This window comes from Bifidobacterium sp. LH_389 (assembly GCF_056357235.1).
In genome coordinates this window covers 1-15,041 of record NZ_JBKEVR010000024.1, presented here as the reverse complement: position 1 = coordinate 15,041, position 15,041 = coordinate 1, and the positions used below count along the sequence as shown (strand labels likewise).

Genomic DNA, 15,041 nt, shown 5'->3' with positions numbered 1-15,041 from the left:
GTACAACGCGGACAGCAGGGCGGACCAGTTCAAGCCGTACGGGGCGACGCCGGGTCACGGGATCGAGTGGTCGCGCCTGATCGTGCAGTACGCGCTGTCCGCGGGGCTGGGGGCTTCGGAGCGGGATCGCCTGGTGTCGGTGGCGGAGCGCTTGTTCGGCCGGGCGGTGTCGGATGGGTGGGCGTCGTGCGAGGGTGGCCTGCCGGGGTTGGCGTATACGACGGATTGGCATGGCGTGCCGGTGGTGACGGATCGGATGCATTGGACGTTGGCGGAGGGGATCGATGCGTCGGCGACGCTGGCCAGGGTGACGGGCCGGGGCGTGTACGGGGATTGGTATGCGCGGTTCTGGGGGTATGCGGACGATTGTGTGATCGATCACGGGCTGGGTTCGTGGTTCCATCAGTTGGATGAGCGCAACCGGGTGGTCGGTACGGTGTGGCCGGGCAAGTCGGATGTGTATCACGCGTTCCAGGCGACGTTGATCCCGCGTTTGGATCCCGCGGTGTCGGTGGCGTCCGGGGTGAAGGCGCATCCGGGCCTGAACGGCTCGTACGCCGCATAGCGCGGCCGGAATGTCGCAGACTGGAAAGTTTGACCGCTTGTGAACGTTTCAGAACGGCCGGAAAGCGGTCAAACTTTCCAGTCTGTGGTTCGCCGGTGCGGAGGCGGCGCATCGCGGCCGGCCCGGGCGGCTCGGTTGGGCATGCGTGACGCTGCGCCGGCGGAAATACGGGCTGAATGTCGCTGAATCTGCGATTCCAAGCGTGAATCTATCGCTGGAGCGATCGCTTGGCGCTTGGAATCCGGAATTTCGTGGCGTTCGGCCCGTATGCTGATTGCCGTGGGCTCTCCGTTTCCGCTCTCGATTCCGCAAATTGGAAAGTTTGACCGCCTTTCGCCGGTTCTGAAACGTTTATAATTGGTCATTCTTTCCAGTTTGCGGTTCGGGCCGCACAGGTTGGACCGGTAGCGCGGTTTGCGGGCCTTGGGTTGCGGGTTGGGCGGATTCATTGCGGTGGACGGCATCTAGGGGCGTCCGGGTGCCGGTGCCTCGCACGCGATTTGCTCAGTCTGTGTACCCCTGTGATCGTGTGGATTGAGTGGATTTTACGCGGTGGAAGGTTGCTGTGGTTTCCGGGGCATGCCCTCTGCATGGGATTTGCACGGTCGCCGATGCTTGGCTGGCCGGGGCGCAGACCGCAGGTTGCGCAGATGGCGTAAAACGTATCGGCTGATATGCAAACGTACGCTGACGGTGGCTAAGTGGCGTGAATCATATCGTGCGATACGAAAACGTACATAGGGAGCGGCCAGATGGCGTGAATTGTGTCGGCTGATACGCAAACGTACATGGGGAAGGGCCGAGGAGGGGGCGAATGCATAAGTCTCTCCCCTCAGTCCTCCTGAAGTCTGTTTCGCAATGGATTTGTTCGGTTTGTGGGCTTCATGGCACGGGTTGAGCGGATTCGTTGCGGTGACCGGCGTCCGGGGGCGAGTGCGTCGTGCATGGAATCTGCTCAGTGTGTGCGACGGTGGGGCTCATGTTGTCTGCTATGGCGTTTGCTCGATCTGTGCGCGCCACCGGATTGGCTTGATCGGTCCAACGTGCGCCCGCATATCTGCAGGTTGGACCGATCGTGTGATTTTTGGCCTCGAAAACGGCCGTTTTTTCGCATGATCGGTCCAAGCTGCGAAAATGGGCGCACAGGTTGGGCCGATCGGGAGAGAAGTGCGGCTCGGCGGCGCTGGCGGCTCGATGGTTCGATGGTTCTGGCGACTCGATGATTCAGCGGCTTGGTGGCTCGGTGGGTTGATGGGGTTGGCGGGCTGGCTGCTCTGCGATGGTCGACTCCGGGCGGGTCGGTTGGGCGGCAGCGTTGCCTTGGCAGCTTTTCATGCATTCCCCATGCGGCGTCAGCTTCCTCAGCCTCCTCGCGTCAGGCCTCCTCATGTCGCTCATATCCTCACGTCAATCGAAACACGCCGACTTGATTCATGAAGAGCTTTAATATATATTTGTTTTTAACAAGACGAAGGCAAAGCTTACGGAAACGGCGCCCGCCGACCCGGTCTGGCATCCGGCTCGGCGCTCGGTCCGGCCAGACATTCGGTTCGGCACCTGACTCGGTGCCGGTCGATATCCGTCACCGGTCCGATCCGGCACCGGATCCAGCGAGCTGGCCCGCCTTGGGAGGAAATGAATGGTGAACCACAGGCAATGAAGCCCACATTCAAGGAGGAAGCAATGAGCAACACGACACGTCGCATCACCGCCGCCGCTTGCGCCATCGCCGCATGCGCCACGTTCGCCGGATGCGGTTCCGAGGGTGCCTCGGGCGGCAGCAGCGAGGCCTTCGATCCGAACGCCAAGACCGAGATCACGTTCGGCGGCTGGACGCTGAGCGCCACCCCCGAATTCCAGCAGCTGGCCGACGCCTTCATGCAGAAGTACCCGAACGTCACCGTCACGCTCAAGGGCTATCAGGCCGGCGACGACTACGACAAGCAGCTGACCGCCGACCTCGCCGGCGGCACCGCGCCCATGGTGGTGCCCATGAAGTCCCCCATGACCAAGTACTACACGTACGCCGATTCCGGCCAGCTCATCGACCTGAGCGACATCGTCTCCTCCTTCGACGGCGACGACAGCATCAGCTTCCAGGGCATGCAGAAGGACGGCAAGTACTACGCCGTGCCCTACCGTCAGGACGCCTACGTGCTGTACTACAACAAGACCATGTTCGAGAAGGCCGGCGTGGCCCTGCCGGACGGCACCTGGACGTGGGACGACTACATCAAGGTGGCCGAGGAGCTCAAGGAGAAGCTGCCCGCCGCCGGCTACGACCCCACCGTCACCTACCCCACCTACACCCACTACTGGCAGCAGTTCCCGCAGTCCGTGGCCCTCGCCCAGACCGAAGGCGCCGACTACTACTCCGGCGACTACTCCTTCATGAAGCCGTTCTACGAGACCTTCCTCAAGCTGCAGGACGAGCAGCTCACCATCAACTTCAACCAGGCGTTCGCCAGCCAGGTCTCCTACCAGAACCAGTTCGGCACCGAGAAGTGCGCCATGTACCCGATCGGCACGTGGGCCATCACCGGTCTGATCAACAACCAGAACAACGGTGATGCCGAGCAGTTCGAGTGGGGCATCGCGCCGCTGCCGCAGACCGCGGACAACAAGTCCGGCGAACTGCTCACCATCGGCGAGGTGAACGGCCTGGCCATCTCCTCGTCCGCCAAGGGCCAGCAGCTCGCCGCCGCCAAGGAGTTCGTGAAGTTCGCGATCGGCGTGGACGGCGCCAAGACGCTCGCCGCCGCCGGCACCACCCCCGCCTACATCAACGACGACGTCACCGAGACCTTCTTCTCGCTCAAGGGCGTGCCCACCGACGACCTGTCCAAGAAGGCCTGGTCTGGTCAGAAGGCCGTGCTCTCCCCCGTTCCCGGCGAGCACTCCGGAGACATCGCCAGCGCCCTCAAGACCGCCCACTCGGCCATCATGACCGGCACGAAGAGCATTGATCAGGGTCTGGCCGACGCCGAGAAGGAAATCAAGAACGCCATCGGCTGACGTGCCGTAACGGTATACACGGTATACACGGTATACACGGTATACACGTCATAGCGCGTCATCACGAAACCGACCGCGAGCCGGCCGTCGGACCAGCATCCGGCGTCCGGCTCGCGGTGCAATCGCAAAGAAACGAGTGAAGAAACGAGGGGGACCAGCGCCATGCAACTCAACATCGACCGGGAGATCGCCAAGTGCGAGCGATTCCTCCGGGACCGCATCGCACCGCACATCGAAACCACCGTAGCTCACTGCTCCGTGGGCATGTTCGTCAACCCCGGGGAGCCGGAAACGCCCGCGCGGGTGATCGAACGCGCCGAACGCGACGAGATCGACTTCGCCGAGGCGCGGTTCGGTGAACGATGGGGCACCACGTGGGGCACCACCTGGTTCCGGTTGGAAGGCAGCGTTCCAGCCGAGGCGCTGCGTGCGGCTCGCGAAGGCGGCAAACCGTTGGAGCTGGTGGCGGATCTCGGCTGGCTGGACGACGCCGTGGGCGGTCACATCGAAGGCATGCTCTACCGTGTCGACGGTCGTGCCGCCAAGGCCGTGCACCCCATGAACGGCTGGGTGCGTGTGGCCGGACCGGGTGCGCAGGACGGCCTGATCCGCCCCGATGGCTCGTTCCGCTGGTACCTCGAAGCGGCCTGCAACCCCCTGCTCGTGCATCTGCCTGCCCGCAGTACCGATCTCGGCGACGGGCCCACCGGCCGCAAGGATCTGCCGTACGTGCTCAAGCGCATCGACGTGTGCGCGTTCAACGAGGAACTGTGGAACTACGCGCGCGATCTGGAGGTGGCCGGCGGGCTGGCCAAGCAGTTGGACGGCGAATCCATGCGCCGCTGGAAGCTCGGCCGGGCCCTGCGCGACTCGCTGCTCGCCTACGACGACGACCGCATCGAAGCCACCCTGCCGGCCGCCCGCGAGGCCCTGCGCGAGGCGCTGGCCGCCCCGGCGAACGCGAGCACGCTGCACGAGCATGCGATCGGCCACGCGCACATCGATTCCGCCTACCTGTGGCCCATCCGCGAAACCCGTCGCAAGGTGGCGCGGACCGTGTCCAACGTGCTGGCCCTCATGGATCAGGATCCGAACATGCTGTACGCCATGAGCTCCGCCCAGCAGTACGCGTGGCTCGAGGAGGACCACCCCGAACTGTTCGCCCGCATGAAGGAACGCATCCGTGAGGGGCGCTTCCTGCCCGTGGGCGGCATGTGGGTGGAGGCCGACGGCATGATGCCGGCCGGCGAATCCATGGTCCGGCAGATCAGCTTCGGCAAGCGCTACTTCAAGGAGCATCTGGGCGTCACCCCGCATGGCATCTGGCTACCGGACAGCTTCGGCTACACCGCCGCATGGCCGCAGATCGCCCGCAAGGCCGGCTACGACTGGTTCCTCACGCAGAAGATCTCCTGGGGGGACACCACCAAGTTCCCGCACCACTCGTTCCTGTGGGAGGGCGTGGACGGCACGGAGATCTTCACCCACTTCCCGCCCACGGACACCTATGCCGCCGAGGCCACTCCGCAGGAGCTGATCTACGCGGAGCACAACTTCCGCGACAAGACCTACGCCGATCAGGCCCTGCTGCTCTACGGCTACGGTGACGGCGGCGGCGGTCCCACCCGCGAAATGACTGGTCGGCTGGACCGCATGGCCAATCTGGAGGGCCTGCCGACCTGCGACCATGCCTCCCCGGACGCGTTCTTCGAGCAGGCCGAACGCCAGCTGCGCGAGAATGCCGGCACGGACGCCCCGCGTTGGCGCGGCGAACTGTATCTGGAATTCCACCGGGCCACGCTCACCGCGCAGCAGGCCATGAAGCGCGGGTGCCGCACCGAGGAGAACCTTCTGCGCACCTGCGAGTATCTGGCCGCCGCCGCAGCCACGCTGAACCCCGGGTACGCCTACCCTGCCGAGCAGCTGGATCGGATCTGGCGCACGCTGCTGCTCAACCAGTTCCACGACATCCTTCCCGGCTCCGCTCTCTCGTGGGTGCACCGCGAGGCCCGCGCCGACTACGAGCGCGACGAAGCCGCCCTGCGCTCGCTGATCGACGACGCCTGCCGTGCGCTGCGCGAGGCGATGCCGGATGCGCCCGTCTCCCCCGTCGGCGTGATCAGTCAGTGCGATTGGCGTGCGCACGCGGCCCGTCACCTGCTGCCGTCGGGCCAGTCGACCCAGCCGACCGAGCCGAACGCGGTCAGCCTGCAGTCCCTGTCGGACGGCGGATACCTGCTGGGCAACGGCCTGCTGCGCGTCACCATCGCCCCGGACGGCACGGTCCCCTCGCTGGTCGACGTTCCCTCCGGGCGCGAGATCGTGGCCGACGGCGAGCGTCTGGGCACATACGCGCTCATGATGGATAAGCCCTCGCAGTACGACGCGTGGGAGCTGGAACGCGACTCGTTCATCGCCCCGGCGGACGGCGCTCGGGACGCCACGGTCGAACCGTGGGAGGAGGACGGGATCCGCGGCGTGCGCGTGAAGGCCCGTCTGGGCTCCGGTTCCACCGTCACCACGGTCATCAGCCTCGCCCCCGGCGAACGTTCGCTGCGTTTCCGTGCGGACGTGGACTGGAACGAGACCGACCGCTTCCTCAAGGCCATGCTCCCGCTGTCGCTGCGCGGCATCGACATGACCTACGAATGCCAGTACGGCACGGTCACCCGGTCCATCCCGAAGAATACCGACTGGCAGGAGGCGCGCTTCGAAAGCTGCACGCACCGGTTCATGCACATGGACGAGGGTGGCTACGGCGTGGCGGTCATCAACGCCAGCACCTACGGGGCCAGCGCGTTCACGCTGCCGGCATCCGTTCCGGGCGGACGCTCCCGCGGCACGCTGATCGGCCTGTCGCTGCTCTCCGCGCCCACCTACCCGGATCCGCATGCGGACAGCGGCAGCGTGCACAGCTTCGACTGGCGCATCGATCCGGGCGTCACCGTGGCGCAGACCGTGGCGCTGGCCGGTGAGCACAATGCGCCCGTCGTGGCTGGCCTGCCCGCGTTCGAGCCGCTGGCGTCCCTGTCCTGCACGCGCGGCCACGCCGTGATCGACTGGATCAAGCTGGCGGACGACGGTTCCGGCGATCTGATCGTGCGCCTGTACGAGCCGTGCGGCGGTACCGCCGACGCCGTGCTGCACGCGGGCGAGGCGTTCCGCGGCGCCACCGTGGCCGAGACCGATCTGCTCGAACAGCCCGTCGGCTTTAACTCCGGTGCGGATGTCGACTCCAGTGCGCAGCCCGCTACGTGGGAGCTCGCGCTGGCCTCGGACGGCAACGCCCCCGTGCCCGCCGAGGGTGCCGCGCTGCATCTGGCGCCGTACCAGATCGCCACGCTGCGCCTGTCCCGATAGGCCGCGGGCGCACAGGGCAATCCGGGCCGTCCGCACGCCGTTGCGCGGGCGGCCCGGCTGCCGAGTCCCAACGATGGGGCCATCGGCGAAGTGCTACATTAATCAATAGTTTTGCGGCTGCCAGCGCCGGCCGCGAGTCGTACAAACAGGGCCGTACAACAGGTTCGTACAACATGGGGAGGGTGCATGAACAACGCCGGTATGGAGGGAGCCAGCGTCGCGTCGCTTACGGAATTCAACCGATCCAGGATCGTCCGCGTACTCTACCGTGAGGGGGTGTGCTCTCGGGCGCACATCGCGCGACTCGTCAAGCTCACCCCCGCCTCCGTCACCCAGATCACCGGGCAGCTCATCGACATGGGTCTGGTGGTGGAGGACGGCATCGCCAAGGGGCGCGGCAGCCGCCGGGCCATCGGCATCAAGCTCAACGACGAGCTGTTCCGGGTGATCGGCGTAAAGTTCGCCCGCAGTCGCGCCGAGATCGGCATGTTCACCATCAACGGGCATTTCGTCTCCAAGCGCGACGACTACGTGTTCTGGGACTACGACTCCTCCGTGGACGTTCATCGGATCATCGAGCAGGCAAAGCGGTGGATCCTGCACAAGATCACCCAGACGCCGTCCATCGCGGCCATCGGCGTGGCCATTCCCGGCCCGTTCCTGCGCGACGAGGGCCGCATCGCCGTCGTCACCGGCGCACAGGCGTGGAGCGAAGTGAACTTCAGGGAGGAGTTCGACGGCGTCTTCCCCGTCCCCGTCTATCTGGAGCATGACGCGCGCGCCGGCGTGCTGGCCCAGTTCCTGTGGTCGCCCGGCAACCGGAACATCGGCGACCTCGCCTACCTGCTGGCCGGCGACGGCGTGGGCCTGGGCGTGCTGTCCAAGGAGGGGTTCATCAACGGCGCCAACGGGCTCGCCACGGAGATCGGGCACATCAGCATCGACGCGATCCACGGCAAGCCCTGCGAATGCCACGGCCGGGGCTGCCTGGAACAGTACTGCAGCATCCGGGCCATGCGCGCGCTGATCGACGAACGCTGCCCGCAGCTGATCGCCGACATCCAGAATTTCAGCGACCGAGACAAGTGCATCCGCGTGTTCGACGCCGCCCATGCCGGCAACCCGCAGGCCCGCGACGTGGTGGAGACCATCGCCACCTACCTCGGCTACGGCTGCGTGACGATCATCAACGGGTACAATCCGTCGCGCATCGTGATCGGCGACTTCATGGCCCGTGGCAAGGACCTGTTGCTCGACCGCGTGCGCAGCGTGGCCCGTCGTTTCGCCATGGCAGGCCTTGCCGAACGCACGGACATCGTGCTCACCGATCTGGGCGAGGACCCGGTGCTGTGCGGCGCCGGTGCCGTGGCCGTCGAGGCGATCCTGAACCACCCCACCGAATTCGCCGAGCGTGCGCAGACCACGCTGGGCGCCTGACCGCTTCGGGACGGGCGGGCGGCAGAGGTGGTCGGCGTGTCGTCTTGAAACTAAAAGGACTTTACTTATAATAATAATTAATAAATAAAAATTATTTAATAACGGCGGGCAGCGTTGCTCGCCGCTCCGGCATTCACTTCAATGAAAGGAAGCGTTCTCATGTCGGCATCCAAGGCAATTCGTACAACCATTCCCGCCGCTATCGCAGCTATAACCATGGCTCTGTCCGGCTGCGGAGGCGGCCAACCCTCCGCCAGCGAAATCACCACCTCCGACGGCGACGTGACGCTCAACATCGAATGGTGGGGCGGTGATGCCCGTATGCGCGCCACGCAGGAGGTCGTTGAGGCATTCGAGAAGGCTCACCCCAACATCCACGTGGAGATGCAGTACTCCGACTGGTCCGGATACCGTGACAAGCTCGCCACTCAGGTGGCCGGCGGCAACGCCCCGGACATCATGCAGATGGACGAACTGTACCTCGCCTCCTACGCGTCCCAAGGCTCTCTGCTGGACCTTGACTCCGTGTCCCAGTGGCTGGACATGGGCAAGATGGCCAAATCCGTGAAGGACGCCGGCCAATACGACGGCAAACAGTACGCCGCCACGATCGCCACGGCCCCGTTCGCCCTGTGCGTGAACATGGACATCCTCAACGAGCTGGGTCTATCGCTGCCGGACAACACCGACAGTTGGACGTGGGACGAATTCGAGGCGTTCGAAAAGCAGATCGTCGCCAAGTCCAACGGTGAAATCATCGGTGCCGGCACCCTTCCGGCTGGCGATGGCCTGCAGATCTGGGCCCTGCAGCACGGCGAATTCGCCTTCAAGGACGGCAAGGTGGGCATGTCCGAGAACACGTTGGCGCAATGGTTGCGCAAATCCAAGGAATACACCGAGAACGGCATCTCCGGCACCCCCGACCGCTGGGCCGAGGAACAAGCCGCCACGCTGGAACAATCCGAGTTCGGACGTGGCAAGCAGGCCATGAAATTCTTCACTGCCATGCAGATCAGCCAGTACGCGAAGGCTGTCGGCACGGACAATCTCACGCTGGTTCATATTCCGCAAGATAAGCCGGGCAAGGCCATGTACATGAAGCCCAGCCAATTCTGGTGCATTTCCTCCGAATCCGAACACCCCGCCGAGGCTGCCATGCTGGTGGACTATCTCATCAACAACGCGGACGCCGGCAAGATCCTCGGCACCGAGCGCGGCCTGCCTTCCAACAACGCCATCCGCGAGGAGCTGAAAGCATCCGCCTCCGCTTTGGACAAGAAGGCGTTCGACTACGTGGACAGCATTCAGGATGATTTGACCGATACCGCTCCCGATGTCACGCCGAACGGCGGCAGCGACTTCAAGAACATTGGCATGCGCTACCAGCAGCTTGTCGTGTTTGGCTCCTCGACCCCAGAGCAGGCCGCCAAGGACATGATCAACGAAATCAACAGTGCCATCGCCTCGGCCTGACGAAAAAGGCCGGGGAACGTAAGACCGACGCATTGGAAAGGAACTGCAACACCCATGGATATCAACGTTTTCGATGGCTACAGGGAAGGGACATCCGTCGCCGAGCTGACGGACGCCATCCAGGCGGCCATCGACCGGGTCAGTGAAGATGGCGGCGGAAGGGTCACACTCGACCGGCCGGGCGAATATCTGCTCAACGGTCTGAATCTCAAGTCCAAGGTCAACCTCGTGATCGGCAAGGGCGTGACCATCAAGGCCAGCGGCGACGAAAGCACCTACACCCACCGACCCGGCCCGTTCGAATTCCTCCGTGCACAGACTCCGATCTGCGCATTCATCTTCACTCAGCACTGCCACGACGTGACGATTTCCGGCGAAGGTGCCATCGACGGCAACTACCGTCTGTACCTTGCGGACGAGCAGGAGGACCTCACCCACCTGACGTTCACCAAGTATCCGCGCCCCATGGGCTGCTATTTCGAGGATTGCCGCAATACGCGCATCGAAGGCGTCACTTTCCAGAACATGCCGTTTTGGACCGTGCATCTCGTCGGCTGCGTGGATACGGTCGCCACCGGCGTGAACATTGCCAACGACGTGGCCATGCCCAACACCGATGGTTTCGACGTGGACCGTTGCCGCAATACGCTCATTGAGCACTGCACCATCGTCGGCGGCGATGACGGCGTCTGCCCCAAGACCACCGAGGAAACCGCCAGATACGGCAACTGCGTGAACCTTCACGTGCGTGACTGCCGCATCCGTTCCACCAGCTCGGCGATCAAGTTCGGCTCGTCCAGCTTCGGCGACTTCGAGAACTTCACGTTCGAAGATCTCACCATCGAAGCCACCAACCGCGCACTCGGCGTGCAGGTACGCGATACGGGTGCTGTGCGCAACGTAGCCTTCCGACGCATCCACCTGTCCACGCACGACTACGGTGCGCGCTGGTGGGGTGCCGGAGAGCCGATCTACGTCACCATCAACGCGCGCAGCGACGCGGATGATGTCTCCTCGTGCCGCATCGAGAACGTGCTCTTCAGCGACATCACCGGCGATACAGACAACGGCATCATCGTTTACGCGCCGGATCCGAAGCAGATCCGCAACGTGATCGTCGAGAACGTCCATTTGGACCTGCATCCCGCGGATCCGGAACGACTGGTGTTCGACATGCGCCCGTGCGAAGAAAGCCGACGCGACCTCGTTGCCCCGGTGCAGGCATTGACGCTCAATGGTGTGGACGTCGAGGCGCGGGATGTCGAACTGCGCGTTACCGAGCGGGCAACGGCCTGAGCCGCTGCCATTTGCGCGGGGACTGCCGATCTTTTCCTTCTTTTCCTCCTGGATCGGCGTCCCCGCGCGTTACCATGTAGCGACATGTCCGAATCGATCTGGAGTCGCAGGAATGGATGAGAAACGCAGCGTGAACGGTTCCGCCGGCCGTGGTGTCAGCGTTGCCACGCTAGCGGAGTTCAACCGTTCGAAGGTCGTTCGCACGTTGCACCGCGAAGGGGAATGCTCGAGGGTGCGCATTGCGGAAATGGTCGGACTGACGGCGGCCTCGGTCGGACAGATCGTCACCCAGCTCATGGACCTCGGATGGGTCGAGGAAAGGGGCAAGATTGAAGGAAAGGGCAACCGCAGAGCCGTCGCCGTTGCGCTGAACCGTGACAGATTCCACGTGATCGGCGTGAAATTCGGTCCCGGCCGCGTGGAAATGTGCGTATTCCGCCTTGACGGCACGCCGGTGTCCAAGACCCGTGCCTATGCGCACTGGAACTACCCGTCCGGCACGGATGCGTACGCCGTGACCGATTACGCGAAGCAGTGGATCGGCAGGCAGATCGCACGGGATGCCGCGATCGTTGCCGTGGGCGTAGCGACCCCCGGTCCGTATGCGCGCGAGGAAACGTTGCGTTCCGGTACCGTTTCGCATGCGGAGGCTGCGGCGATCTGGGATGCGGAATCCCTGTGCCATTCCTGGGAAGGGTCCTTCCACTTGCCGGTGTACGCCCGGCAGGACGCCCGTGCCGGCGTCTTCGCTCAGTGGATGTTGGAACCCTCCAACCGCGGCATCGACGATCTTGCCTATCTCATGGTCGGTGAAAACGTTGGACTCGGCGTGATGGAACACGGCCAGATCGTCAACGGTGCCGGCGGTCTTGCCGCGCAGATCGGGCACATTAGTGTGGACGTCAACGGACGGCCCTGCGAATGCGGTGGCTTCGGGTGTCTCAAGCAATATTGTTGCGTGGATGCGATGCTGAAACTCATTCAGGAGCGTCCTGCGCTCGCTCGCGAAACCCAAGGATTGAGCAGGCGTGAGGCATGCATCCGCGCGTTCGAGCTCATGCAAGAGGAACAGGTGGATGCGGTCGACGTTGTCAGCGCCATCGGCACGTACATCGGCCACGGTTGCGTCACGGTGATGAATGCCTACAACCCCCGGCGCATCATCATCGGCGACTTCATGGCCCGCGGCGGGGACCTGCTGCTCGCCAGCGTGCTGGATGTGGTACGTACCCGCACTTTCGCCCGGCTGTCGAATCAGACTGAAATCCTGTTGAACGCCATGAGTGAGGACCCGGTGCTGTGCGGCGCCGGTGCCGTGGCCGTGGAGGCGATCCTGAACCACCCCACCGAATTCGCCGAGCGTGCGCAGGGCGGGGCGTCTGCAAATGGACACGAGGGCGTGCCTGCCGGTCCGGCGAGCCTACAATGACCGGCATGGAGCAGAAAGACGTTCTCAAAGCATTGCAACGCGACCACGCTGCCGAGCTCAAGCTCGCGGCCCAACGGCTCAAGGGCACGGCCCGTCACACCGCCGTCATCCCCTCGCCGGCCCTGTCCGAGATGACCGGCCACGAGATCCTTCTCAAGCCCGAAAACCTGCAGGTGACCGGCTCGTTCAAGATCCGCGGCGCCTACAACAAGATCGCCTCCCTGACGGACGAGGAGCTCGCCCGCGGCATCGTCACCGCTTCCGCCGGCAACCACGCGCAGGGCGTGGCCTACGCGGCCCGCGAACGCGGCGCCAAGGCCACCATCTGCATGCCGCAGATCACTCCCCCGCTCAAGGTGGACGCCACCAAGGCGTACGGCGCGGATGTGGTGCTGTACGGCGACGTGTTCGACGAGGCCGCCGCCCACGCGCAGAAGCTGAGCCGCGAGCAGGGCATGATCTTCGTTCCCCCGTTCGACGACTACGAGGTCATCTGCGGTCAGGGCACCATCGGCCTCGAAATCCTCGAGGACGTGCCGAACGTCACCGATGTGGTCGTGCCCCTCGGCGGCGGCGGACTGGGTGCCGGCGTGGCGCTTGCCATCAAGACCTTCAAGCCCGAGGTGCGTGTGATCGGCGCCATCCCGGAAGGTTCCCCCGCGTGGAAGAACTCCTTCGCGGCGCATCGCGTGGTCGAGGCCGAGCAGGTGTCCACGTCCGCGGAGGGCGTGGCCGTCAAGCATCCGGGCGACCTGCCGTTCGCGCTGCTCAACGAGTTCCTGGACGATCTGGTCACCGTCACCGAGCGAGACATCAACGAGATGATCCTGCTCATGCTGGAGAAGCACAAGCTCGTTGTGGAGGCGGCCGGCGCGGTCTCGCTCGCCGCGCTCGAGCACCTCAACCTGCGTTCGCGCAAGTTCGCCTCCGCTCCCGGCCCGCACGTGGTGGTGCCGATCATGTCCGGCGGCAACATCGACACCGTGACCATGGGCGCCGTCATCCAGAAGGGCATGATCGCCCGCGGACGCATCATGAACTTCGAAGTCGAACTGCCGGACACCCCCGGTCAGCTCGTCAAGGTCGCCACGCTGCTCGCCAAGGAACGCGCCAACGTGATCCAGCTGGACCACGACCAGTTCAAGGCGTCCAGCCACTACACGAACGCCGTGTCCCTTGGCGTGACGGTCGAGACCAACGGCCCCGACCACATCGATCGCATTCTGGAGGCCCTGCGCGAGGCCGGCTTCCAGCCCAAGCGCATCTACTGACGCCCGGCGGTCGCTTCCGCGTTGATCGTCTCGTCCACGAGCTTCGGCAGAGCCACGGCGATGTCCTCGTGGATGAGCCTCGTGGCGAGACGGTCGTACTGCGTGCGCCCCATGTTCATGATCGTGATCGGCACACCGTCCTGTGCGGCCACCGGCACCAGACTCGCCGCGGGGAACACCTCGAGCGTGGAGCCGATCACCCAGAATTCGTCGGCCTTGGCGATGCGCGCCATCGACTTCTCCATCGCGCCGTCCGGCAGCATCTCCCCGAAGTAGACCACGTCGGTCTTGATCAGCCCGTCGCAGGGCATGTCCCCCCGGTACTTGAGGCGGCGATGGCAATGCGGGTCCGGTTCCTCGTCCAGACGGGCCATGATGTCCGCCGTGTCGTACTTCGCATGGCACTTCATGCAGTGCGAGGTGCCGATGGTGCCGTGCAGGTTCACGATCACGTCGGCACTGTTGCCGGCCTTCTCGTGCAGGGCGTCGAAGTTCTGCGTGGCGAGCAGCGTGAGCATGCCGGCCTTCTCGAGCCGCGCCAGCGCCTTGTGCGCCTCGCCGGGCCGTGCGTTCCACACGGGGGATTCCTTCTGCCAGCGCCACGAATATTCGCGCGCTTCCTTGTCGGTCAGGAACGCGTCGATGTCGTAGACGCTCATCTGGTCGGGGTGCTTGGTCCAGACGCCGTCCGGGCCGCGGAAATCGGGAATGCCGGCCGAGGTGGAGATGCCGGCGCCAGTCAACACTGCAATCTTCTTGCTCATATGGCCAGTCTTACCACGCTCGTGTTGTCGTTCCGTTCCGGGGTGGTTGTTCGGTACCGGGATGTTACCGTTTGTTCAGCTGGCGGGCTTGTCGGTTGCGACACGCCGTGGGATGATGGTTGTGGTGGCTGTTTGCCCCGGTTGCGTGTGGTTTGTGCCGGGGTTTGGCCGTGTTTTGCTTGTGTTGCGACACGCCGTGGGATGTGTTGTGTTTGTTGGGTTTTGGGGTTGTGCCCGTGTGTTTGGTTTGCGTGTGGGGCGGGTTTGGGGTAGGTTATTCATTCGCTGCCGCATGGCGGTCTGCTTCCTTCTGGGTTGCGGGTTGGTTGTGCGTGTGTGGTGGTTTGAGAACTCAAGAGTGTGTTTGTACTGCTTTTTTATGCAAGTCTTTTGATTGCCAGTCCGATGCCCGCCCGTGGGTTGTCCGGTTT

General features: G+C 64.2%; 9 protein-coding genes. 8 read left to right on the top strand and 1 reads right to left on the bottom strand.

What is annotated here, in order from left to right:
- From AC1AZA_RS11030 to ilvA, 8 genes are all read left to right on the top strand, one after another.
- Positions 1 to 565 (top strand): AGE family epimerase/isomerase (locus tag AC1AZA_RS11030; protein WP_476514703.1); only part of this gene is annotated, 565 nt, incomplete at its 5' end.
- A gap of 1,683 nt (positions 566 to 2,248) precedes the next feature.
- Complete coding sequence (locus tag AC1AZA_RS11025) at positions 2,249 to 3,580, top strand: ABC transporter substrate-binding protein (protein ID WP_476514702.1); 1,332 nt, start codon at positions 2,249 to 2,251, stop codon at positions 3,578 to 3,580.
- A gap of 162 nt (positions 3,581 to 3,742) precedes the next feature.
- Positions 3,743 to 6,940 carry an alpha-mannosidase gene (locus AC1AZA_RS11020; RefSeq protein WP_476514701.1) on the top strand — a complete coding sequence of 1,066 codons (3,198 nt, stop codon included), beginning with the start codon at positions 3,743 to 3,745 and terminating at the stop codon, positions 6,938 to 6,940.
- A gap of 186 nt (positions 6,941 to 7,126) precedes the next feature.
- Positions 7,127 to 8,377 (top strand): ROK family transcriptional regulator, encoded by a 1,251-nt coding sequence (locus AC1AZA_RS11015; RefSeq protein WP_476514700.1) that lies wholly within the window; start codon positions 7,127 to 7,129, stop codon positions 8,375 to 8,377.
- A gap of 216 nt (positions 8,378 to 8,593) precedes the next feature.
- Positions 8,594 to 9,850 carry an ABC transporter substrate-binding protein gene (locus AC1AZA_RS11010; RefSeq protein WP_476514699.1) on the top strand — a complete coding sequence of 419 codons (1,257 nt, stop codon included), beginning with the start codon at positions 8,594 to 8,596 and terminating at the stop codon, positions 9,848 to 9,850.
- Between the two features lie 54 nt (positions 9,851 to 9,904).
- The gene (locus AC1AZA_RS11005; protein ID WP_476514698.1) at positions 9,905 to 11,146 is read left to right on the top strand and encodes a glycoside hydrolase family 28 protein; all 1,242 of its coding nucleotides are present in this window, start codon (positions 9,905 to 9,907) and stop codon (positions 11,144 to 11,146) included.
- Between the two features lie 112 nt (positions 11,147 to 11,258).
- Entirely contained in the window at positions 11,259 to 12,575 is a 1,317-nt protein-coding gene (locus tag AC1AZA_RS11000) for an ROK family transcriptional regulator (protein ID WP_476514697.1), read from the top strand.
- A 5-nt stretch (positions 12,576 to 12,580) separates the two neighbouring features.
- Positions 12,581 to 13,846 carry a threonine ammonia-lyase gene (gene ilvA, locus AC1AZA_RS10995; protein ID WP_476514696.1) on the top strand — a complete coding sequence of 422 codons (1,266 nt, stop codon included), beginning with the start codon at positions 12,581 to 12,583 and terminating at the stop codon, positions 13,844 to 13,846.
- Here ilvA and AC1AZA_RS10990 read toward each other — a convergent pair.
- On the bottom strand, positions 13,840 to 14,610 hold the full coding sequence (locus AC1AZA_RS10990; protein ID WP_476514695.1) for a Sir2 family NAD-dependent protein deacetylase: 771 nt from the start codon (positions 14,608 to 14,610) through the stop codon (positions 13,840 to 13,842). The genes ilvA and AC1AZA_RS10990 overlap by 7 nt on opposite strands.
- Positions 14,611 to 15,041: the final 431 nt, after the last annotated feature.